Raw genomic sequence first — 22,780 nt, forward strand, 5'->3', positions numbered from 1 at the left:
AGAGCTTCTATGAAGAATCCAAATTTGTTTTTTATATCTTCATCACTTAACTTAAGCGCTTCAAATACTTTTTCTTGTAGATCAGAATTGTTAATTCTTACAGATCCTCCTCCCATCTCATCACCATTTATAACAATATCGTAAGCTTGAGTTCTTACCTTTTCTGGTTCTGTTAATAGTAAATCTATATCTTCTTCGTTTGGCATTGTAAATGGATGGTGTTGGGAAACGTACCTATCTTCTTCCTCGCTATATTCGAACATTGGGAAGTTGACAACCCAGCAAAGAGCGTATTCTTTTTCAATCAGGTCATTATCTTTTGCTACTTTTTTTCTTAAAGCTCCCATGGCTTCAAGAACTGTTTTATCCTTATCTGCTCCAATTAAGATCAAATCTCCATCTTCCATTTCAAGCTTATCTTTTAGCCCAGCAATTATATCATCTGTTAAGAATTTCTTTATTGATGATTGGATATCTTCTGAGTATTTGATATAGGATAAGCCCTTTAGGCCGTAATCTTTAACAAAATCTGTTAATTTATCTAATTGTTTTCTTGAATAATTAGCTGCAATATTCTTGAAGTTAATTGCTCTTACAGATCTGCCATCGCTAGTATTGTCAGTAAAAACCTTAAAATCGCTGTTTTCAAACACACTGCTTACATCTTTAATCTTATAGCCGTATCTTAAGTCTGGTTTATCAGATCCGTAAGATGTAATAGCTTCTGAATAATCCATCCTATCAATAGGAAGTTTTAGGTTATAGTCAGTGTATTTGTCGAATAATTCCTTCAATAGGCCTTCATTCATAGCTATAACATCATCTTGGTTAGAAAAACTCATCTCAAGGTCAAGTTGAGTAAACTCAGGTTGTCTGTTAGCTCTTAAGTCCTCGTCCCTAAAACATTTAACAACTTGGAAATATCTATCAAGAGAGCCAATCATTAGGATTTGTTTTAGAAGTTGTGGGGATTGAGGAAGAGCGTAAAACTTTCCTTCATTAATTCTTGAAGGTACAAGATAGTCCCTAGCTCCTTCTGGAGTTGGCTTAGTTAGGAATGGTGTTTCAACTTCAGTAAAGTCGTTGTTATACATATATTCCCTCATTGTCCTAACTATATCACTTCTTAGCTTTAAGTTTCTTTGTACACTTGGCTTTCTTAAATCAAGGTACCTATATTTTAATTTTAAATTCTCACTAACATCATCATCGTCTTTTATATATATAGGAGGTGTTTTTGCCTTGTCTAAAATATTTATCTTATCTGCTATTATCTCAATGTCACCTGTTCCAATATCAGGATTTTTTGATTCTCTCTCGTTTACTGTTCCCTTGACTTCCAAGACGTACTCTTGTGTTATTGATCTTGCCTTCTCATAATTATCCTTATCGTCTTCTCTTACCACAATTTGGGTAATGCCTGTTTTATCCCTTAAATCAATAAAAACTAAGGATCCCAAGTTTCTTTTTTTTGCAACCCAGCCCATCAAAACTACAGAATCTTCAACATTTTCGATTCTTAGGTCACCACACATATTTGTTCTTTTAAATTCCATACTACCTCCTATGATAAAAATGGATTGTTAATAAGTTCAAAGCCTATATATGTTTCATCTCCATGACCTGGATAGACTATTGTATCCTTATCAAATCCACCTAACTTATTTTTTATTGAATCAATTATTTGAGGATAACTTCCACCTGGAAAGTCGGTCCTTCCTATTGATAGCTTAAATAAAGTATCTCCAGAAAATATCATATCTTCGATTTTAAAAGACATCGAATCAATCGTATGACCTGGAGTCTTTATAGCTTTTATATTATACTCGCTAAAGACTTCGCCATCTGTTAAATATTCATCGATATCGACCTTGACATCATATGAATATGCTAGATTGTAGTCTTTATCGTTGGCAATGCTTGATGAATCTTCCGAGGCATATGCCTTAACCTTGTAAAGATTTTTAAAATGCTCGAGACCTAACACATGATCAAAATGAGTGTGGGTCTGTAGGATGAACTTTATTTTAATATTATTTTTCTCTATATATTCCTCTACTTCCCTACTTGGATATGCACAATCAACGATAAAACCTTCGTTATTTTCGTCGCTAACCACATACATATTGGTCATTACTGGTCCTTCAATAAATTTTTTAACCTGCACTAAAGTATCCTTTCACTATCTAAAATTATTGTTACAGGTCCATCATTTACTAGGCTTACCTGCATATGGGTTTGAAAAACTCCGGTTTTTACATTGAAACCTTCTTCTCTAAGCTCGTCTATTAGTATTTCATAATATTCTTTAGCCTTATCTGCCTTAGCTGAGCTGGTAAATGATGGCCTGTTACCTTTTCTTGCATCTCCATAGAGGGTAAACTGAGAAACCACGAGGATTTCTCCTCCAACATCCTTGAGCGATAGGTTCATTTTTTCATCATCATCCTCAAAAATTCTCAGTTTAGAAATTTTCTTTTTTATATAAGCTAAGTCTTCTTTGTCATCTGTATCCTTTACCCCAAGTAGAACCATAAATCCTGGGCCAATCTCAGATACTTTTTCCTTATCTACTACTACACTAGCTTCTGTTACTTTTTGTATTATTGCTCTCATTAATTCTTTATCCTATATACATTCTCCACAGTTTTAATAGATTTTAACTTCGTAATAACATCGGATAATTGATCCATGTTATTTACTTCGATTAACAAGTCTATTGTACCTGCATCCTTATCAGTTCTTGCATTTATAGCCAAGATATTAACATTTACCGTTGACATGAGTTTGGTTATCTCAAAGAGTACAGAAGGCGAGTTTGAGGTTAGTAGCTGAATTTTAACAGGGAATTTGTCTTCTTTTGTATTTTGCCAATAAACATCAATAAGTCTTTCAGGAGATTTCAAGTTTATAATATTTGGGCAAGTTTTAACATGAACTGAAATTCCATTTCCTTTTGTAATAAAACCTATAATTGGATCTCCTGGAACAGGAGTACAACATTTTGCAAGCTTGACCTCGACATTTTCATCTAAGTCACTTACCCTAATCTCTCCAGATCCAGTATTTTGTATCTCTCCCTTGCTAAAATCTATTGGCTTTTTAGCATCTTCTTCCTTTTTCTCGTCTACTTCAAACTTGATAAGTTTTTGTGTGATCTGTTCAACGTTTGTTTTCCCATATCCAACAGATGCATACATTTCATCTTCTCCAGGATAGCCCAAATCACTAGCAATTTTATCAAGCCACTCTTCTCTTAAAAGAGATTTGTAGCCTTGTCTATATTTTTTGATTTCCTTGATTACAGAGTTTTTACCAATTTCTATATTTTCTTCTTTGTCATTTCTCTTGAAAAATTGTTTTATCTTATTTTTGGCCTGATTGCTCTTAACAATATTAAGCCAGTCTCTCGACGGACCGTGGGAATTTTTGCTAGTTATAATTTCTACCAAATCTCCAGTTTTTAGCTTGTGGGTCAAAGGAACCATTCTTCCATTTACCTTGGCACCAACACAATTATTTCCAACTTCTGTATGGATTTTATAGGCAAAATCTATAGAACAAGCATCCATTGGTAGGGAGTAAACTTCTCCCCTTGGTGAATAGACGTAAATTTCTCTAGAGAAGAAATCATTTTTTAGAGTATCCATAAACTCTTTGTTGTTTACATCTTTTCCACCTTCCTGTTGCCATTCGACAATCCTTCTTAAAAAACTCATGGCATCGTCGAAGTCAGATTTGGTATTATTATTTTCCTTATATCTCCAGTGGGCGGCAACTCCGTACTCACATTCCTTATGCATCTGTCTTGTTCTTATTTGAACTTCGAATGGCTTAGAATCTTCGCCAAAAACTGTTGTATGAAGTGACCTATAACCGTTTGGTTTAGGTTGGCCTACATAATCTTTAATCCTATTTGGTATTGGCCTCCATAAGGAATGGACCTTTCCTAAAACTGCGTAACATTCAGCTATTGTATCCACAATTACCCTAATAGCAGTCAAATCATAAATCTCATCGAAGGCTATGCCGTTTCTTTCCATCTTTTTGTTTATAGAATACAATGATTTAGGTCTACCAGATATCTCGAAGTTTATACTAGTATCCTTAAGAGAATTAGTCAATGTATTAATTATTTCATTAATGTAGGCTTCCCTCTCACGTCTTTTAACATTTACCATTTCGGCTAATTCGTAGTATTTCTCAGGTTCTTGGTATCTAAAACATAAATCTTCAAGCTCCCACTTAAGCGAGTATATTCCAAGCCTATGAGCAAGTGGGACATATATTTCTAAAGTCTCATCTGCTATTTGAATTTGTTTCTTTCTGGTCATATACTCAAGGGTTCTCATATTGTGGAGCCTGTCTGATAGCTTTATCAGTACAACCCTTACGTCATTAGACATGGCCATGACCATCTTTCTGATATTTTCAGCTTGTTTTTCTTCTCTTGAAGTATAATTTAGATTCTTAAGCTTGGTTACACCATCTACTAGAAATGTTATCTCCTCACCAAATTCTCCTGCCATTTCTTCTCTTGTTACTGGCGTATCCTCTAAAACATCATGCATTAGTCCAGCACAGATAGTCTCGTCATCAAGCTTCATATCAGATAATTTTTTAGCAACAGCAATTGGATGAATAAAATAATCTTCTCCTGAATTTCTCTTTTGACCTCTATGGTGAAGTTCACCAAAATCATAAGCTTTTTTGATTAACTTTATATTTGCATGGGGATTATTTTTCTTTATTTCATCCTCAAATAATTCATATTCTTTATTAAAATCAGTTGCCATATCATCACCTTATATCAATCAATTTTATTTGTAAAGTCCTATTGCCTCTGAACTCATTTACATCAGGATAATAAACTATATCAATTTTATTACCCTTAATATTCCCATCAAACTTTAAAGACAAATATTCATAATCATCAAGGGCGTTGAACTTTATAGCATTGTAATAGTTTCCATTTTGGAATAATTTCATCCTCATGGTCCTTTTATCTTTTCCTATCATTTCAACGTCGGCTATATCTACGCCCTTGTTAGCAAAAATAGGTCTTGGATTATCCTTTCCAAAGGGCCTAAGCTTTTCTAGGCTTTCTGCAAACTCTAATGAAAGATTAGATAGTTTTATTTGAGTATCAATATTAATGACCTCTTCCAAATCTTTTTTGCTAAGATTTGAACTATCATTCAAAAAGTCTCTAAACTCATCCAAGATATCAATCTTAATCGATAAGCCGCACGCCATGGGATGGCCTCCAAATGATTCTAATTTATCATCAAAAGGGACAATCTCATCATGCATGTTGTATGTTTCTATAGATCTACCAGATCCTTTGAGAATCCCGTCTTTTGATGAGTTGGTAAGAATTATAGTAGGCCTGTAATACTTTTCCTTTATCCTGCCTGCAACTATCCCACAGATACTTTCATCAATAGAAGGCTCATAAATAACAATAACATCATCGTTATCATAAGACTTATCTTCTGCTATCTTTATACATTTATTTATGCCCTCTTCAGTCAGGGACTTTCTTCTGTTATTTAGATTTACAAGTTCTTTTGCATACTCATGAATCTTATCGATGTCTTCTTCCATCAAAAGCTCTATAGCTAGTTTTGCAGTGCTTAGTCTACCCGTTGCATTCATCAAAGGTCCTAGGATAAAGCCTAAAGTGTACTCGTTAATTTCCTTCTTCCATCCCGCTTCTTCAAGTAGGGCTTTAATAGCATATTTTTCTGTTGCATTTAGTCTTTTTAATCCCTCTATAACAAATATTCTATTTTCATCTGTTAATGAAACAATATCGCAAACCGTTCCCATAGCAACATATTCGAGGAGAGAAAAAAGGTATTCAAAATCTCCTTCAAGTTTAATGTAAAGAGCCTGCATTAGCTTAAAGGCAACTCCTGCTCCACACAAGTCCTTGAAGGGATAGCTGCTATCAAGCCTATGTGGATTAATTACACAATCAGCATCTGGCAAAATTTGGTCGACCCAACCATCATTATCTTCCTTTTCTATCTGATGGTGGTCAGTAACAATTACTTTAACATTATTGTCTTTAAGTTTCTTTACTTGATCAAAACCTGTGATTCCATTATCACAAGTTATTACCAAGCTTACCTTATCAGCTATAGCCTTCTCGCTCATATTATTTGAAATGCCATAACCATCTTCTACCCTATGGGGTATATCATAACTTATATTATCATAGTAAAATAATAGGCCATCAAGTAGAGTCATTACAGAGGCGATGCCATCTTGGTCATAGTCTCCAAAGATTCGAATTTCTCCATTATTTTGTATTGTTTCTATTATTAAATCTATAGCCTTATCCACATCCTTTAACATAAAGGGGTCATGGAGTTTATCCAAGCTTGGATTAATAAACATATCAACGACAGATGGATCTACTATATCTCTATTAGCCAAGATAAGGGCTTCTAACTTAGTTATATCTTTATTTTTTAAATTATTAATATAGTTTTCTTTCTTATTATATATATACCAATTAGCCATAGCCCTTCCTTTCTAATTATATAAACTATACTTCTTTAATCAATCTTATAAAGAAAAGAGGCCAAAGCCTCCCTCCTTAATTTAGTCTATCAATTATCTTTTTGATTGATTCTTTTTCTATTCTAAGATAGGATCTATGTTCTCTATTTCCACTTACAATTATTACAGTCGACTCATCCATTTCTATAACTTCACCTATTATGCCAGACATAATTACAACATAAGAACCAATCTTAAGGTTTTCCTGAATAAATTTCTTGTTTTTAGATTCAGATATACTATCTTTTATGCTTATTTTATAAAAATATGCTAATAATATTATAAGTATTAAATATTCTATCTTCATTAATATCCATATTTATCGTAGAATTCTTTCTTATAATCCAGGAACCTGTCTTCCATAATAGCTTCCCTGATATTTTCGCACATTTTTAATAAGAAATATAAGTTGTGATAAGAGAGTAATCTTGCTCCAAGAATTTCATTTACATTCATGAGGTGTCTTATATACGCTCTTGAATAGTTCCTACAAGTGTAGCAATCACATTCATGATCCAGGGATGAAAAGTCTTCCTTAAAAGCGGCATTTTTTACAACAAGCCTTCCTCTAGAAGTAAGGGCTGTTCCGTTTCTTGCAATTCTTGTTGGAAGTACACAATCAGCCATATCAATTCCTGCTTCGAATGACTCAAATAGGTAATCAGGAGTTCCTACTCCCATATTGTATCTAGGTTTATCTTCAGGGAGAAATGGTGTTGTGAAGTTTAGGATATCAATCATTTCTTCCTTAGTTTCTCCAACAGAAAGTCCACCAATTGAGAAGCCGTCAAAGTCCATAGCTGTAGTTTCTCTTGCAGATATCTCCCTAAGGTCTTTAAACATCCCACCCTGAACTATACCAAATAAAGATTGGTCAGGGTGAGAGTGTTCTTTGTGATAATCTAGACCACGTTTAGCCCATCTTAAGGTCCTTTTCATTGAATTTTCTACATAATCATAATCAGCTCTAGCATCTACGCATTCATCAAAGCTCATCATGATATCTGAATGTATATCGTTTTGTATGCTTATTGATTTTTCTGGAGTAAAAAGATGCTTAGAACCATCAATATGAGATCTAAAGGTTACTCCTTCTTCAGTTATTTTTCTATTATCCGATAAGGAGAAAACTTGAAATCCACCAGAATCAGTAAGAATTGGCTTATCCCAATTCATAAATTTATGAAGTCCCCCCGCCTTTTTCATAATATCCATACCAGGTTTTAGGTAAAGGTGGTAGGTATTACCGAGAATAATTTTGGCCCCCATATCTAGGAGATCTTCCGGTGTCATAGTCTTTACTGTACCCAAGGTTCCTACAGGCATAAAAATTGGAGTAGGTATATCCCCGTGGGCAGTGTGAATGACTCCAACCCTAGCATTTGTGTATTTATCTTTTTTTATTAATTCATATTTTAAAGCCATATTTCTCCTTAACAAATAAACATACAATCGCCGAAGCTAAAGAATCTATATCTTTCTTTAACTGCGTACTCGTATGCATTTAATATTATTTTCTTACTTGTAAAAGCAGCTACCAACATAATAAGAGTAGATTTTGGAAGGTGGAAGTTTGTTATAATTGCATCTACTACCTTATATTCAAATCCTGGATATATAAATATATCAGTCCATCCTGAATCCTCTTGAATCTTTCCACATTTTTTATAAACTGACTCCAAAGTTCTAATGCTTGTTGTACCAACAGCTATTACTCTATTTCCTTCTTTTTTAGCTTCATTAATTATATCTGCTGTTTCTTGACTTATAGTGTAGAATTCTGAATGCATCTTATGATTTTTGATGTCATCTTCATTTACAGGTCTAAAGGTCCCAAGTCCTACATTTAAAGTCAAAAAGGCAAGTTTTATCCCTTTTTCTTCAATTTTCTTCAAGAGCTCTTTAGTAAAATGAAGTCCTGCGGTAGGAGCTGCTACAGATCCTGGGTTTTTAGAATAAACAGTCTGATATTCTTCAGGATCCTTCAGTTTTTCCTTGATATATGGTGGGAGGGGCATATTACCGAGTTTGTCTAGAATTTCATTAAATATTCCCTCATAGGTAAATTCGACAACTCTATTACCATCTTCTTTGATATCTATAACCTTGGCTTTGAGTTCATCTGAAAAAATAACTTCAACACCAATCTTCATTTTCTTACCTGGTCTAACAAGCACTTCCCATTTTTTCCCTTCTATATTGTGTAGGAGAAAAACTTCTATTGACTCATCTCTTCCTTCTCTGTGACCAAAAAGCCTAGCAGGAATGACCCTAGTATCGTTCATAACTAGGACATCTCCAGGATTTAGATAATCTATTATATCAAAAAAGTGCTTATCTTCCATCTCTCCAGTATTCTTATCTAATACCATCATCCTAGCTTCATCTCTCTTATCTGATGGATGTTGCGCTATTAAGCTTTCTGGCAAATCATAATCAAATTCTTCTGTTCTCATCTTACTCCTCTATCTTGAGTCCATAATGTTCATAAGCTTTTCTAGTCAAAACTCTTCCTCTTGGAGTTCTTGATATAAAGCCGATTTGTAACAAATATGGCTCGTATACATCTTCAATTGTTACATTTTCAATTCCGGTAGAGGCTGCTATAGTATCGACTCCAACAGGCCCTCCTCCGAAATTATCATACATTGTCATTATTATTTTCTTATCCATAGTATCAAGGCCCATAGGATCGATTTCTAAAAGCTCAAGACCTTTCTTGCTCGTTTCAAAATCAATTTTTTCATCAGCCTTAACTATAGCGAAGTCTCTGACTCTTTTTAGAAGTCTATTGGCAATCCTTGGTGTACCCCTAGATCTTCGAGCAATTTCCAAAGCTCCCTTATCATCTATAGGAATATCAAGGATTTGAGCCGATCTTTGAACTATAGTAGTTAGATCTTTCGTATCATACAAGTTAAGAGCAAGTAGGACGCCAAACCTATCTCTTAGTGGCGCTGAAAGCATACCAGCCCTTGTAGTTGCTCCGATTAGAGTAAACTTAGCTAAATCAATCCTAATCGATTGGGCATTTGGACCTTTGCCTACAATTATATCTAGGACAAAATCCTCCATAGCTGAATACAATATTTCTTCTACTGACCTGTTTATCCTGTGGATTTCATCTATAAAAAGAACATCCCCTTCAGCTAAATTTGTAAGAATACTTGCAAGGTCTGAAGGTCTTTCAATGGCAGGCCCACTTGTCACTCTTAAATTAACGCCCAATTCATTAGCTATAATAGTAGAAAGGGTGGTCTTACCTAATCCTGGTGGTCCTTGCAGCAAGACATGGTCTAGGGGTTCATTTCTAGAAAGCGATGATTGTATAAAGATATCAAGCTTTTCTTTTACCTTATCCTGACCAATATAATCCTTTAACCACCTTGGTCTAATACTACTTTCTGCTTGTAGATCTTCTATTTGTTCGTTGCTTCCAACTATTCTTTCATTTTTATCATACATTTAATCACCTATATCAATCTCTTAAGACTTTCTTTGATGAGTCCTTCTAGGCTTAAGTCTGTATCTTTAAGCTCAAATAAAACTTTCTCTACGTCATTTTTCTCATAACCAAGGTTAAGAAGGGCCTCTCTTGCGACATCAATCTCTTCGTTATCTTTACTATTGAGCACGATGTTTTCTACAGGTACAAAGTCCATCTTCTTAACCTTGTCTACAAGCTCTAAGATAATCCTTGAAGCAGATTTTTTCCCTATACCTTTTGCAACTGTAAGTTTGTCTATATCGTTGTTAATTATTGCAGTTTTTATTTCATTAACAGAAATAGACGATAGGATTCCCATAGCAATCTTTGGCCCAATTGTAGAAACAGAAGTTAAGAGAGTAAACATCTCTAGCTCATCTTTTGTAAAAAATCCAAACAAAGATATATCATCTTCTCTGACTTGCATGGAAGTATAAATCTTATATTCGTTATTTATCTCTATATTGGACAAGGTTGCTAGGGAAGAAAATATCAAATAACCCATATTGTTATTTTCAATTATAAAACTATCTTCTTTAATCGACCTAACATGACCTATTATATATGAAATCATTAATTTAACCTGTACCTTTCTTTAAATCTCTGGCTTAGAGCATGGCATAGGGCAACAGATAAGGCATCTGCTGCATCATCTGGTTTGGGGACTGCTTTTAGATTTAATAATTGAGTAATAGTAAGTTGCATCTGACTTTTGCTAGCTCTACCATAACCAGTTATAGCTTGTTTGATTTGTAGGGGCGTGTATTCATAAATAGGAAGTCCCTTCTGTTGAGCGCAAAGAACCTGAATTCCTCTTGCATGCCCCACAATTATTGCTGTTTTGACATTTGCATTGAAAAATAACTCCTCAATAGCAAACTCATCCGGCTTAAACTCCTCTATAATTTCGTGCAAATTATCATACAAGAGTTCTAATCTTTTGCCTGTTTTAGTCTTAGATGAAGTGGTTACAACTCCATTTTCCAATACTTTAATCTTATTTTCTTTAAATTCAATTACCCCGTATCCCATAATGGCAATACCTGGATCTATTCCTAATATCCTCATAATCTTCAAAATAAAAAGGGCTATATGCCCTATTGATATCTTTTAAACACCTCTCTAATTAAACCTCTAAAATAATACTCTGCGTAGGTATCTACGATAGATTTATACAAATAGTTAAGAGTTTTTTCATACATTTTCTTCGATTGTTGGCTAGTAATATCTTCTGTATAAATAGAATCAGTGTCAAAGCTTAGCTGCTTGTGGGTTGTTGTATCAATATTATAAATCTTATCCTTTATAATCATATCAGCATAGACTTTAATGTCTTTGTTAAGTTCTTTTACTAATCCCTTGTTATCATAAATATTTCTCTTAAAATTATCAGAAATTTCGATAATTTTAGGATCAAATCTATTGTAGTGAAAATTCGTACTTTCAATTAGGTAATTCACACCCAAATCATTAATCAACTTGTACTCAAGTTGATCTACTGCCTTCTTATCTCTAAAGGCCCTATATTGAGCTTTTATAGATATAATATATTCATATCTATAAATATCTTGACCAAGCAACCTATCCAATGAGTCAATAACCTGATCAATATCTCTTAGGTTCCAAAAATATTTTTTAAGGTTCTTTAGAACATAATCTTTAACATAAAAACTATTTTTAGAAAAATAAACAAAATTTTTATCATGTAACAAAGACATAAGCGTATTCAATGAGTATATATCTTCATTTATTAAAAAATTATATTCAAGTTTTTCAATTATTGGATAATTTTCGCTTAATTCTGCCTTCATTACTTCCTTACCTCTTATATTATTTTACCATAAAATCAGATAAAAAAATCAATAATTTTCCTACTAGGGAACAAAAATAGCTAAACAAAAGAAATAATATTCATGAAAAATTTATCTTTGTATATTTTTCTTTCTATTTAGCCAAAATCAATTTTATAATAAAATAATATTCATTAAAATCTTAAAACTTATTAAATTCTACGACCATATCTCCTAGTCGAAAATTATAATTCACATCTTTTCTTTCTATATTAATCACAGACTTATCTCTAAGCTCTTTACTAGATAGGAGTTTAGATATCAGCTCAAAACTAGGATTAATTGCATGAGGATTTCCAACCATTTCAAACATTGTTATATCCCCATTTGTATCTCCATAGGAGAACGAATTATCTAAGTCTATTTCATATCTATTATCTAAATCTTTTATAGCTGAAAGCTTACTATTGCCATCCCGCATAGGAATTACTTTACCAGAAAATTTATTATTTTCATCAAAAACATAATCGGTCGATATAGATTCTGTTGCTCCGTAGAAATTAGCAAAATGATCTACTAGAAAATTTGGAGAACCAGAGATGAAAAAAATCAAATCGCCTCTCATCTTGTGTTTTTCGACAGCCTTTCTCGTCACCATATAAACTTTATTTTTATTTTCTTCTATAACAAGCTTCGAGTATTTCTCTATAATATTCCTATCAAGCCCTACCATACTTTTTTGATAAACTAAAGCTGCCTTATCTAGATAGTCCTCATAGGCGCCAAGTCTATTTTGATATTTATCGTATAAGGGACCAATCTCATTAGTCCAAATTTCTTTGGGAAGAATTCCATCTTCTGTAAGCTTTATGAAATGCTCAATTAGAAGGGAGTTTCTAAAAAGAGTTCCATCAATATCAAAAAAAGCTGCCGTTCTTTTTTTCATTTTACTTTTCCTTCTTATCTGATTTTTTCCTAAAATTTCTCTTCTTGGCTACTCTTTCTTTAGATGAGCTTTTCTCATCATTAGATTCTATGTCTTCTACTTTACTTCTTATATCTACAACAAGTTCTATAAGAAAACAAACTATTATACCCACTATAGAGGCAGATCCCAAAAATATAGCAATCCAAGCCATATTCAATCCAGAATTACTTGCGAAAATCGTAATAGAAATTATTCCAATAATTACTGCCAAAGCTCCAACAACAAGTGAAGGAATGAATTTGACAATCCTTTTTTTATTAATGAAATAGATAACTATAGATATTGCTGCCATAATAAAAGATACAATAGGTACTATTGCAAGCCTAGATGAGTATTGGGAAACTAAATTTATTAACCCAGTCATAATTCCTTCCTTAATTTAACTCAATCCTATTTACCTTTATTTTATCATCAATCTCTAATATTACAAAACCATAAAATCCATCTCTAGCTAAGTAAGGAGATCCAGGATTTAAAAGCAGTATTCCGTTTTTGATTTCGTTTACATATTTGTGAATATGACCAAATATAATGATATCACAAGATTCCTGCTTTGCTTTTTCCAAAATATTTTCATAGGTAAAGTCAATATTATACCTATGACCATGGCTTAGAAAAATCTTCTTGTCTCCTAAATTAATAACTTTTTCATAATCTTCTTCAATGAAATAGTCATTATTCCCCTTAACAGCATAATGAGCTATACCAGTTTCATAATAAATTTTTTCTACGTCTTCAAGACCATCTCCAGCATGGATTAATAAGTCTATGTCATCATGTGAAAGTATATAATCACTTATTGCATCATACATGCCGTGAGTATCACTTGTTACTAGAATTTTCATATCTCACCTAAGTATTTTTTGAATTTCTCCATGGCTCTTGCCCTATGTGAAATTTGGTTTTTTTCTTCTATAGTTAACTCAGCTAGGGTATTTTGAGAATCTTCAGGTATGAAAATTTTATCATAGCCAAATTCTCCTATACCCTTCTCAATCTCGCTTATATGTCCATAAAGTCTTCCAGTAAAATAAATCACTTCTCCCTTTGGGTCTATATATGAAATCACAGTCTCAAAGTAGGCACTTCTATCATCTTTATCATTTAATTCTTCTAATAACTTCTTACGGTTTTCTTCATAAGTAGCGTTGACTGATGCGTACCTATGTGAATTTATGCCAGGCCTATTATCTAAAGATTTTACAAAAAGCCCAGTATCATCTGCAAAAACTGGTCTACCAGTTAATTTATGAAGCTCATGTGCCTTCTTATATGAATTTTCTTCAAGTGTATCTCCATCTTCGATAACGTCAAAATTCTCAATTCCAATATCAATAGGCATTTTAATCAAATCATTAGCTAGCATTTTTTTAACTTCTATTAATTTATCTTTATTAGCTGTCGCAAATAGTAATTCCATATATTCTCCTTATAAAATAATAACAGAAAAACTTGTACTTAGTCAAGTGAATTAACGTTGCTCTTCTATTATCTCGTTATAATTAGTAAATGCTGACTCCAAATTTTCAGCAGAGCTAGCAGACTGTTCATCGATAGATACAATTGTTGTAGAATTCATAGTTGGTATAGAAAATGTGGGATTTTTCTCTATCAAATTATCCCTTATCTTATGGATTAAAATCTCATCTGGAGTTTGTATCAAGATGTATTTCCCATTAGATATTATATGATAGTCTTTAAATTGTGAATTAATATTTCTAACCTGATCTCTTGTTAGGGAATCTTTTGTATCTTTGTTAGACTTCTTGTTTAGCATTTGGCTACCTATTGCAATTTCCATAGGAAAAAAGTTTTGTTCAAAGTTCTCTCCATCTCCTGTAAAGATTGAAGACTGGAATATCCATTGTCCCTGATTCCTTACTATACCAAAATTCGTGTTATCAAAAGGAATATTTTTTTCATCAAAATTCTTAAAATTAGAGTTAGCCTCGTCCAAAACTCTTTCCTTAAATATCAAATCCGAATCTTCCTCACCCGTGAATTCTTGAAGAGATAAAAACTTGCCCTCTTTTAGATTTTTTGTTTCAAGAATAGCATATTTTCTTATAGGATTATCATTTACTAGGCTAGTGTAGTCTATTGATATGAATTCATTAGAAACATAGTTTAGTCGCATATTAAGATTAATATCTTTGAAGGAATATATGCTTCTAGTAGAAGGATTTCCTATTTTATCTCTAATTCTAACAGGAAAAGCTACAAGTTCATCATAATTGTTTGTAATGTTATTGCTATTAGTATTGATTGACCAATACTCGTCCTTATCGTTTACAAATATATTATAGGCTTTTTTGTAAGAAATATCCCCATTATCTTTGATTCGTATTAAATATGTATAATAATTATATGATACATAATCACTACTTTCATCAACCCTTTCTCTAACACCTAGGGTGATTGCTTGATCTTCTGCTACCTCCTCTCCTTCTGGATTGGTCGTCCTTTCCTTGCTGGCCTTTTTAGAATAGCTGTTTAAGATTTTTGAATCAACTTTGTTAGATACTTTCTCTAAAACTACTAAGCTATCATTTATTATATAAAACATAGATAAATCGCTTTGTTTTATGAAATCTTTTGAAAAAAGCTGACCCTGGGAAGCATTTATTATAACAGAATTCTTGTCCTTAGATACTTTTATATTGTCTATCCCTCTATTTTTAAGATATTTTGACAAATTCACATACTTGGATGTAAATGCTGGAGGAAATGCATACGAATCGCCTATGGCTACAAGATTTTTGTCAATGAAAATCAAGTCCCCTTGATTCGGTATTTGATCTTCGGAAGAATCTTTCTTGCTTTTTACCTCTTTCACCCTCCAAGTCCCTGTAATAGATGGCGATTCTTGCTGAGGCATTTGGATTAGATTATTTAATTCTTCACTTTTACTATTAGTACATGACGATAAGGCCATAATTGATACTAACAGTATCAGCAGTCTATAAACTTTCTTCATCTTCATACCTCGGTATCTGTACAGTTACTGATGTTCCTACACCATATTGGCTTTTGATCACAAGCTTCCCACTGTGAGCCTTAACGATTTCTTCGCATATTGATAGGCCTAGACCGGTTTGCGATTTTGAAGAAGAGCCCTTGTAAAATTTACTCGCTACAAATGCTATCTCGTCTTCTTTAATCCCTTCTCCATTATCCTTGACTGTAATAAGGACATTTCCGTCTTCTTGATCAATTATTAGGTCAATTTGGCCAGATTCAGAAGTAAACTTGATTGCATTGTCAATTATGTTTATCAAAACTTCTTTCATCCTATTTTTATCAGCAAATACTGGAATTTCCTTATATATAGTTACAAAGTTGAACCCTATATTTTGACTTTGGGTCCTCGGGAAAAGCTGGGTGTGAATTTGCTTTGAAAGTTCTACTATATCTAGTTTTTCCTTATCATACTTAAAACTTGACGAAGATAGTCTAGAAAAATCCAAAAGATCTTCTACCATCATAGAAAGTCTATCCCCCTCATCTTCAATTATTTTAAGTCCTTGACCCATCATATCTTCATTTTTTTGCATTTCTGGTGCCTGTAGGGTAATAGCCCATCCTTTAATAGATGTTAGTGGAGTCCTAAGTTCATGAGAAACAGATGAAATAAAGTCGTTTTTCATATCTTCTCGTTGAATAATATTATCGCTTAGGCTGTTTAATGTATTTGCAAGCTCAGTTATCTCGTTATTTCCTCTAATACTTGCTTTTGCCGTATAATCTCCTGAAGCCAGTTTCTCAGAAACCTTAATCAAATCATTTATAGGTTTTACAAAACTTGATGCCGCGAAAAATGAAACAACAAGGGCTAATAGACTTACGATTATACCAAATATGACATACCAGAAAGTATCATCACTAATTCTTTTATCTACCTTATCCATAGAAGAAGTTAATCTAATAATTCCTACTTGTTGGTTGGCTGAGACTAGAGGATAAGATAGGGAGAGTAAACTCTCCCCGGTAGATTCTCTCTTAGATTTTGTAGAGTCTTGTTTGCCTTCTATAGCAGATTTGACGTCAGAACTCTCTAAAGTATTGCCTACTAAATCTGAAGCTATGGAGTCGAACAAAACCACTCCAGAATTGTCAAGTATTTGCACTTGAGTATCATTTGATCTGTAGAATATATTCTTATCACCAATAATAATATCACTTAGGTCGTATCTGTTCATATAATTACTAAATTGCAATTGATTTATCCTCGCCTGATTTTTCATGGAATCAGTAAGTGCTGATTCGTAGTATGATCTTATACTATTATAGGCAAATATCTCAAATCCAATTACTACTGTAATTACAAAAAACATTACTATCTTTATAACATTAAATTTAATACTATCGTTTGGGCTTTTATTGTTATATGATTTTATTTCTTTATCTATAAACTCATCGTTTCTAATTACTTCCATCTATAACCTGTACCCCAGACTGTTTCAATAAATTCAGGCTTTGCAGGATTATCCTCAATCTTAGCTCTTATTCTTCTGATATTTACATCAACAATTTTTGTATCATTACTGTAGTTTTCTCCCCAAGTTTGAGTCATTATCTCATCTCTAGTCATAGCCTTTCCTTTATTTTTGATGAAATTCTGTAATATTGTAAATTCCGTTGGTGTTACATCTATCTCCTTATTATTTTTATAAAAACTTTTTGCATAAATATCAAGGGTAAATGGTCCATCCGTTAAATTTTCCTTACTATCATCTTTAGGCCTAGCCTGACTTAGGTTAACTCTTCTCATAAGCGATCTAACTCTTAGAATTAACTCCTGTGGGTTGAAAGGCTTTATTATATAATCATCAGCCCCCTTTTCAAGACCCAAAATTTTATCAATGTCTTGCGATTTAGCAGAAACCATAATTATTCCTGTCATAGGGGCTTCAGTTCTTATCTTCTCACATACTTCGTATCCACTCATTCCAGGAAGCATTATATCAAGTATTGCAAGGGCAGGTTTTTCTTTTTCAAAAATTTTAATTGCTTCTTCACCACTAGCAGCTTCTACTGTTTGATAACCTTGATAATCAAGATTTATCTTCATAAACTGTCTAATTGGATCTTCATCATCAACTATTAAAATTTTCTTATTTTCCATGATTTACTCTTTCAAAGGCAATCTTAGCAGCACCAATTACACCAGCGTTGTTTAAAAATTTAGCAGGAATAATATCGACTTCGCTAGGTTTATTGCAGTATTCTTGATATTTTGATACCATTCCGTCCCAGAAAACATCCTTGGCATGAATTACACCTCCACCTACAACTATAACATCAGGATCAAAGATATTTCTAAGTGAAGTTAAAAGATATCCTAGGTCAGATTGGTAGTCTTCCAAAACTTTCCTTGCATCATTGTCAGTATCTACAAGATCAAAAATAGCTTGACCGCTCAATTCCTTACCAGTTAGCTTCTTGTATCCTTTAGTTAGAGCAGTTCCTGCGCAGTAGCTTTCGGCACATCCATTTTGTCCACAAGTACAAGGATCACCTCCTGCATGTAGGATCATATGACCAAGTTCTGCTCCTTGGAAATGTGACCCTGAAAGAAGTCCACCTTCTTTTGTATAGATAGCACCGCCAAGTCCTGTTCCTAGGGTAATCATAACGACATTATCGTAATCCTTGCATGCTCCTATCCATTTTTCTGCTATTAATGCAATATTAGCGTCATTTTCAACGAAGACAGGAATGTCAACGAATTCTTCAACTGCTTCTTTTAAGTTAAGTCCTGTCCATCCCTTAATATTTCCTGCAAAAGTTACAATCCCATTGTCTGAATCAATAAAGCCTGGAGTACCAATACCAACAGCAATAGCCTCTTTATAAGATAAGTCATAAATAGCACTTTTTATATTTTCTAAAACTACTTCCCTACCCCTATTAGCATTGGTAGGAACTTCTTTTCTTTCTAATATTTCGCCCTTATCATCTATTAAACATGCATTAATTTTAGTTCCACCGATATCAATTCCTATTACTTTTCCCATTATAACTCCTTAAATATTTTATCCTTTAATTTTAAAATAGATTCTTTTCTTTCAGAATAGAATTCTTTACCTTCCAAATATTCCAATCCTTCTATGTTTGAAAATCTAATCTTATAGGCCAAAAGAATTTGATTATTTATTCCAAATTTTCTTAACTGCTGATTTATATTTCTATCGCCATATTTTCTATCACCAATTATAGGTGTGGAATTTTCTTTTAACGAAAATCTTATCTGGTGAGTTTTGCCAGTAATTAATTCACACTCAAGTAAACTAAACTTTTTATTTGTTTCTAATGGCCTAAAATTAGTCTTAATTCTCTTGCCATCCTTCGATTTTTTGACACGATTACGATTATCATTTTTACTTATAAGAGTATCTATTGAAAATTCCTTTTCAACATAACCTTTTACAATTGTTAGATAAAACTTATCAATCTTATTTTCTCTAATCGCCTTGTTAAGTCTCCTAAGGCTATCGGCATTTTTTGCTCCTATAACAAGACCTGCTGTATTTCTATCTAGTCTATTAACCACAGCTGGCTTGAAAGTTCTATCTGACATATCAAAAGATTTGGTCTTGTACAAATATTGTAACATATTGTCTACGAGATTATTACCATAATCATTTTTAGAGGAGGCATGAGTTAAGAGACCTGACTTTTTGTCCATAATTATTATATTCTTATCCTCATAGACTATATCAAGATCGAAATCACTAGGTTTATAGTCGATTTTTGTAATCCATTTATCATAATCTTCGTCTTTTATATACATCTTGACTATGTCATTAGGATATATAAAATCATCTTTTTTTGCTCTCTTATCATTGATTTTAAAATTTTTCTTTCTAATATTTTTTTGAATAACTGACAGAGGAGCATTTTCAAAATATTTTCTTAAAAATCTATCAAATCTTTGGTTTCCGTCATTTTCACTTATTCTAACTTCTTTCATATTAATATGATTTATTTACATAAGAATCTATTAATGATTCTCTAGCCATTTCACTAAAAACACCCTTTTCTTTTAGTTTATCAAGAATTTTTTTGTTTTTAGAATGTAATATAAGCTTTTCTCTATCCAAAATATGAATCTCAAATATCAAGCCTTTAAGTCTTTTAGACCTTAGACTTATGTAATAGCATTCCAAATTTTTATAATCAATCATTTCTAATAATCTTTGAGTTGCAATATCTTTAAGATAGTAGTAATTCTCCCTATCATTTATAAGCTTATTGTATATTCTTTTCTTCTTTTTCAAATTCTGGTAAGTTTTTGCATCAAAATTACATTTTTTGGCCATTACGTTATAGTATTGGTAATTGTAGATAGCCTCTTTAGTGTTAGTGATTTGAGAAAAAGGCTTGAGTTCTAATTTTTTGAAAAAATTATAATTCAAATCTAAAAACTCATCCTTATTAATCTTAGCATTATCTAATAAATCAATTGATTCCTTTCTCCAATTCTCAAATATTCTTAGTTTTTTTTCTTCTATATTCATAATAAAAAACCGTCTCCTTAGAGACGGTCATAACTAATCTTCTAGTTTTAATTCAATAACTTCTGCATCTAGAGAGCTAGGAACGTCTTCTTTTGTCCAATCTAATCCTAGGTATATGTCAGATTTTGAATACTCAGATAGATCTTTAAGTCTTTGACTAAGTTCTTCAATGTTATCTTTGTTAATATCGATTATATCATAAATTCCATCTATATAAATCTTTCCAATATCATAGTCACGAGCAAGAATTCCTCCTACAAATCCTAGAAGTCCATCAATGTTATTAATCTTGTAGCTTTTTGCATTGATTAGTCTTACTTTGTGTTCTAGTGTGTTGATTTGGCTATCATCAGTGTCAACAAATACTATATTGTTATTTCCTTTTTCTTTCTCTTTGTTTGCTTCCTCAACCAAGTATTTTGTTTTACCAACACCTTGTTCACCTAAAACTAAATTAATCATATTAATCCTCCTTTATTTTATCAAAAATTATTTTTTTGCTTTTATCGCCTTGGACTATTCCTTTGTCGTTCATAGTTTGTATTATCTCATCCCTAATTTTCCACCAAGATGTATCCCAATTGCAAAATATCGTTTCTTCTTCTGGAGCTCTTCCAACAATTCTTGCTACCGCGACATCTTTGTCGATATATCTTAGAAATTCAATGACATTGTTTTCATACTCTTCCTTGCTAATCATCTGTATTTTATTTTCTTCATACATTTTGGCAAGTTTTGTATCTTTAACAATAAACAAGGAATGAATTTTTATCTCTTTTACACCTAGTACATTAACAATTCTTGCTGTTTCTACTACGTCTCTTAAATCATCCCAGGGTAGGGATAAGATTAGATGGGTACAAACTCTAAACTTATATTCATTTATCATCTGTACTGCCAAAATATAATCTGCCAGGGACTCTCCCCTATTTAAGATATCTAGACTTCTATAATTGGCTGTTTGAAGACCCAACTCAAACGTTATATCTATTCCAGTTTCTCGACTAAATTCTTCTAAAAATATAAGCTTATCTCTACTTACACAATCACTTCTAGTGGATATTGAAATAGCAACGATATAGTCCTTATCACATGCCCTGATCACTTCTTTAAAATCACTGATATTCATGTAGGTATTAGAGAAGTTTTGAAAATAGGCTATGAACTTTTCAGCTTTATACCTTCTACCTATATAATCCTTGTTTTTTTCCAGCTGCTGGTCAACTGTAAGGAAACTTGGTAGATTTTCAAAAGAACCACCTGATTCCGAACAAAATATACATCCGCCTACTCCACAAGCCCCATCTCTATTGGGACAAGTTAGGGATAGTTTAATAGGTAGTTTATAGACTTTTTCTCCGTAAGTATCCTTATAATACTTACTTACTGAATAATATGGGTTATTATTCATCTATCACATCATTGTCATTCATATCACTTTCATAATCATCTACTAGATTATCTAAAGCTTCTTCATCCCAATAATGGGTGAATAAATGGAAAACTTCATCCATTTCCTCTTCATCTTCAATTATTTCTAAGTTTATTTCATCATTATCGAAGGAATCGTTATAGTAGAATAAATAAATTTGCGAGCTATCACTTGATAATAAAGCGACATAATCTGTTTCATCAACAGTGAATATATCAATAAGATAACATTGGTCTGTGTTCTCATCAAAACCTATCTCAATTATAGCCTTTCCTTTATTCTTTCCAAATTCTACTTCGTGACCATGTAGATTAAGTTTTTCTGTCATAGTCCCTCCTATTAATTAATTTCGCTAAGTACCGTCTCAAGTAAAGAAATGAGCTTAGAAAGATCATCTAAACTTGAATAATAAATACTATCACCTTGTTTATATTTTACCCCAATTGATATGATTTTCACATTTAAGTTATTAAATATAATACTGCTGTCAAGAGAAAATTGAGTCTTTATGGCCTTTAATTCCTCTCCTTCTAGCTTCATATATGACTTTTTAAATACTTCAGTCAACTCATTATCGGTATTTTTCCATTTATCAATGTTGAATCTTTCGGTAAGAGTTGATGATGATATTGTAGATGCAAGTTTAACCTTATCTTCCATGTTTCTCATGCTTTCTTCAGATAGTGATCTCAATACTAAAATCATATTAATGTAATTTTTGAGACTCCTTGCTGTTGCTAGAGAACAAGAACTTATGGTTTGTTCATCTACCGAGTTTACAAAGTAGCTACCCGTAGGTATGAGTTCTATGAAGGAAGCTAAGTGATTAAAAGACTCCCCACTTATAGGAAGATGCTTTTTGCTCTCGATTTTTTTTATAGATAGCTTCATCTCAGGTTCATACTTAAGATTTTTTTCTATAATTTCATTTTTTACTATCTCAAATATATTAACTAGCTCAGCCTCAAAGTCATTATTTACAATAAAGTCAAC

Annotated in this window: 25 protein-coding genes and 1 pseudogene; all 26 read right to left on the reverse strand. The window is 32.5% G+C overall.

Translation table 11 applies throughout. The features are described 5' to 3' along the window. Window positions 1–1,556, reverse strand: a 1,556-nt coding sequence (aspS, locus tag MRZ08_RS05870; RefSeq protein WP_297380438.1) for an aspartate--tRNA ligase, incomplete at its 3' end; no start/stop codon positions are given. A gap of 8 nt (window positions 1,557–1,564) precedes the next feature. Then, entirely contained in the window at window positions 1,565–2,167 is a 603-nt protein-coding gene (locus tag MRZ08_RS05875) for an MBL fold metallo-hydrolase (protein ID WP_297380441.1), read from the reverse strand. Continuing rightward, on the reverse strand, window positions 2,167–2,616 hold the full coding sequence (dtd, locus tag MRZ08_RS05880; RefSeq protein ID WP_297380475.1) for a D-aminoacyl-tRNA deacylase: 450 nt from the start codon (window positions 2,614–2,616) through the stop codon (window positions 2,167–2,169). Before dtd ends, MRZ08_RS05875 begins: the two co-directional genes overlap by 1 nt. Beyond that, window positions 2,616–4,796: a bifunctional (p)ppGpp synthetase/guanosine-3',5'-bis(diphosphate) 3'-pyrophosphohydrolase gene (locus MRZ08_RS05885; RefSeq protein WP_297380478.1), complete on the reverse strand. Its 2,181-nt coding sequence runs from the start codon at window positions 4,794–4,796 to the stop codon at window positions 2,616–2,618. Before MRZ08_RS05885 ends, dtd begins: the two co-directional genes overlap by 1 nt. 4 nt (window positions 4,797–4,800) lie before the next feature. Then, window positions 4,801–6,531, reverse strand: a complete 1,731-nt coding sequence (gene recJ / locus MRZ08_RS05890) for a single-stranded-DNA-specific exonuclease RecJ (RefSeq protein WP_297380481.1) — start codon at window positions 6,529–6,531, stop codon at window positions 4,801–4,803. A 76-nt stretch (window positions 6,532–6,607) separates the two neighbouring features. Then, on the reverse strand, window positions 6,608–6,877 hold the full coding sequence (locus tag MRZ08_RS05895) for a preprotein translocase subunit YajC (RefSeq protein WP_297380483.1): 270 nt from the start codon (window positions 6,875–6,877) through the stop codon (window positions 6,608–6,610). Next, window positions 6,877–7,995: a tRNA guanosine(34) transglycosylase Tgt gene (tgt, locus tag MRZ08_RS05900; protein ID WP_297380485.1), complete on the reverse strand. Its 1,119-nt coding sequence runs from the start codon at window positions 7,993–7,995 to the stop codon at window positions 6,877–6,879. Before tgt ends, MRZ08_RS05895 begins: the two co-directional genes overlap by 1 nt. Window positions 7,996–8,003: 8 nt before the next feature. Continuing rightward, window positions 8,004–9,026 (reverse strand): tRNA preQ1(34) S-adenosylmethionine ribosyltransferase-isomerase QueA, encoded by a 1,023-nt coding sequence (gene queA, locus MRZ08_RS05905; RefSeq protein WP_297380488.1) that lies wholly within the window; start codon window positions 9,024–9,026, stop codon window positions 8,004–8,006. A 1-nt stretch (window position 9,027) separates the two neighbouring features. Continuing rightward, on the reverse strand, window positions 9,028–10,035 hold the full coding sequence (gene ruvB / locus MRZ08_RS05910) for a Holliday junction branch migration DNA helicase RuvB (protein WP_297380491.1): 1,008 nt from the start codon (window positions 10,033–10,035) through the stop codon (window positions 9,028–9,030). A gap of 8 nt (window positions 10,036–10,043) precedes the next feature. Further along, complete coding sequence (gene ruvA, locus MRZ08_RS05915) at window positions 10,044–10,631, reverse strand: Holliday junction branch migration protein RuvA (RefSeq protein WP_297380494.1); 588 nt, start codon at window positions 10,629–10,631, stop codon at window positions 10,044–10,046. Further along, window positions 10,631–11,125 (reverse strand): crossover junction endodeoxyribonuclease RuvC, encoded by a 495-nt coding sequence (ruvC, locus tag MRZ08_RS05920; protein ID WP_297380497.1) that lies wholly within the window; start codon window positions 11,123–11,125, stop codon window positions 10,631–10,633. The genes ruvA and ruvC overlap by 1 nt, the downstream gene beginning before the upstream one ends. 29 nt (window positions 11,126–11,154) lie before the next feature. Further along, complete coding sequence (locus MRZ08_RS05925; RefSeq protein ID WP_297380500.1) at window positions 11,155–11,868, reverse strand: hypothetical protein; 714 nt, start codon at window positions 11,866–11,868, stop codon at window positions 11,155–11,157. Window positions 11,869–12,049: 181 nt separating this feature from the next. Beyond that, the gene (locus tag MRZ08_RS05930; protein ID WP_297380503.1) at window positions 12,050–12,793 is read right to left on the reverse strand and encodes an HAD-IB family hydrolase; all 744 of its coding nucleotides are present in this window, start codon (window positions 12,791–12,793) and stop codon (window positions 12,050–12,052) included. Window position 12,794: 1 nt separating this feature from the next. Then, a complete protein-coding gene (locus tag MRZ08_RS05935) occupies window positions 12,795–13,199 on the reverse strand; it encodes a hypothetical protein (protein ID WP_297380506.1) in 405 nt (134 codons plus the stop codon). Between the two features lie 10 nt (window positions 13,200–13,209). Further along, complete coding sequence (locus MRZ08_RS05940; RefSeq protein ID WP_297380508.1) at window positions 13,210–13,680, reverse strand: metallophosphoesterase; 471 nt, start codon at window positions 13,678–13,680, stop codon at window positions 13,210–13,212. Next, complete coding sequence (gene rdgB, locus MRZ08_RS05945; protein ID WP_297380511.1) at window positions 13,677–14,255, reverse strand: RdgB/HAM1 family non-canonical purine NTP pyrophosphatase; 579 nt, start codon at window positions 14,253–14,255, stop codon at window positions 13,677–13,679. The genes MRZ08_RS05940 and rdgB overlap by 4 nt, the downstream gene beginning before the upstream one ends. Window positions 14,256–14,306: 51 nt before the next feature. Continuing rightward, window positions 14,307–15,812, reverse strand: a complete 1,506-nt coding sequence (locus MRZ08_RS05950; RefSeq protein WP_297380515.1) for a hypothetical protein — start codon at window positions 15,810–15,812, stop codon at window positions 14,307–14,309. Next, window positions 15,796–17,271 (reverse strand): HAMP domain-containing sensor histidine kinase, encoded by a 1,476-nt coding sequence (locus MRZ08_RS05955; RefSeq protein ID WP_297380518.1) that lies wholly within the window; start codon window positions 17,269–17,271, stop codon window positions 15,796–15,798. Before MRZ08_RS05955 ends, MRZ08_RS05950 begins: the two co-directional genes overlap by 17 nt. Then, entirely contained in the window at window positions 17,262–17,960 is a 699-nt protein-coding gene (locus tag MRZ08_RS05960; RefSeq protein ID WP_297380521.1) for a response regulator transcription factor, read from the reverse strand. The genes MRZ08_RS05955 and MRZ08_RS05960 overlap by 10 nt, the downstream gene beginning before the upstream one ends. Next, window positions 17,950–18,852, reverse strand: coding sequence for an ROK family protein (locus tag MRZ08_RS05965; RefSeq protein WP_297380523.1), 903 nt, complete (start codon window positions 18,850–18,852; stop codon window positions 17,950–17,952). The genes MRZ08_RS05960 and MRZ08_RS05965 overlap by 11 nt, the downstream gene beginning before the upstream one ends. Continuing rightward, window positions 18,852–19,808 carry an RluA family pseudouridine synthase gene (locus MRZ08_RS05970; RefSeq protein WP_297380527.1) on the reverse strand — a complete coding sequence of 319 codons (957 nt, stop codon included), beginning with the start codon at window positions 19,806–19,808 and terminating at the stop codon, window positions 18,852–18,854. Before MRZ08_RS05970 ends, MRZ08_RS05965 begins: the two co-directional genes overlap by 1 nt. Before the next feature lies 1 nt (window position 19,809). Next, on the reverse strand, window positions 19,810–20,355 hold the full coding sequence (locus MRZ08_RS05975; protein ID WP_297380530.1) for a DUF6648 family protein: 546 nt from the start codon (window positions 20,353–20,355) through the stop codon (window positions 19,810–19,812). A 33-nt stretch (window positions 20,356–20,388) separates the two neighbouring features. Further along, a complete protein-coding gene (locus MRZ08_RS05980) occupies window positions 20,389–20,817 on the reverse strand; it encodes a hypothetical protein (RefSeq protein ID WP_297380532.1) in 429 nt (142 codons plus the stop codon). Between the two features lies 1 nt (window position 20,818). Beyond that, entirely contained in the window at window positions 20,819–21,766 is a 948-nt protein-coding gene (locus MRZ08_RS05985) for a TIGR01212 family radical SAM protein (protein ID WP_297380534.1), read from the reverse strand. Further along, window positions 21,759–22,115 carry a DUF1292 domain-containing protein gene (locus tag MRZ08_RS05990; RefSeq protein ID WP_297380537.1) on the reverse strand — a complete coding sequence of 119 codons (357 nt, stop codon included), beginning with the start codon at window positions 22,113–22,115 and terminating at the stop codon, window positions 21,759–21,761. The genes MRZ08_RS05985 and MRZ08_RS05990 overlap by 8 nt, the downstream gene beginning before the upstream one ends. A gap of 11 nt (window positions 22,116–22,126) precedes the next feature. Further along, a pseudogene (locus MRZ08_RS05995) lies at window positions 22,127–22,780 on the reverse strand (hypothetical protein); the annotation flags it as partial.

It is taken from the genome of Anaerococcus sp. (genome assembly GCF_022770135.1).
GTDB lineage: Bacteria > Bacillota > Clostridia > Tissierellales > Peptoniphilaceae > Anaerococcus.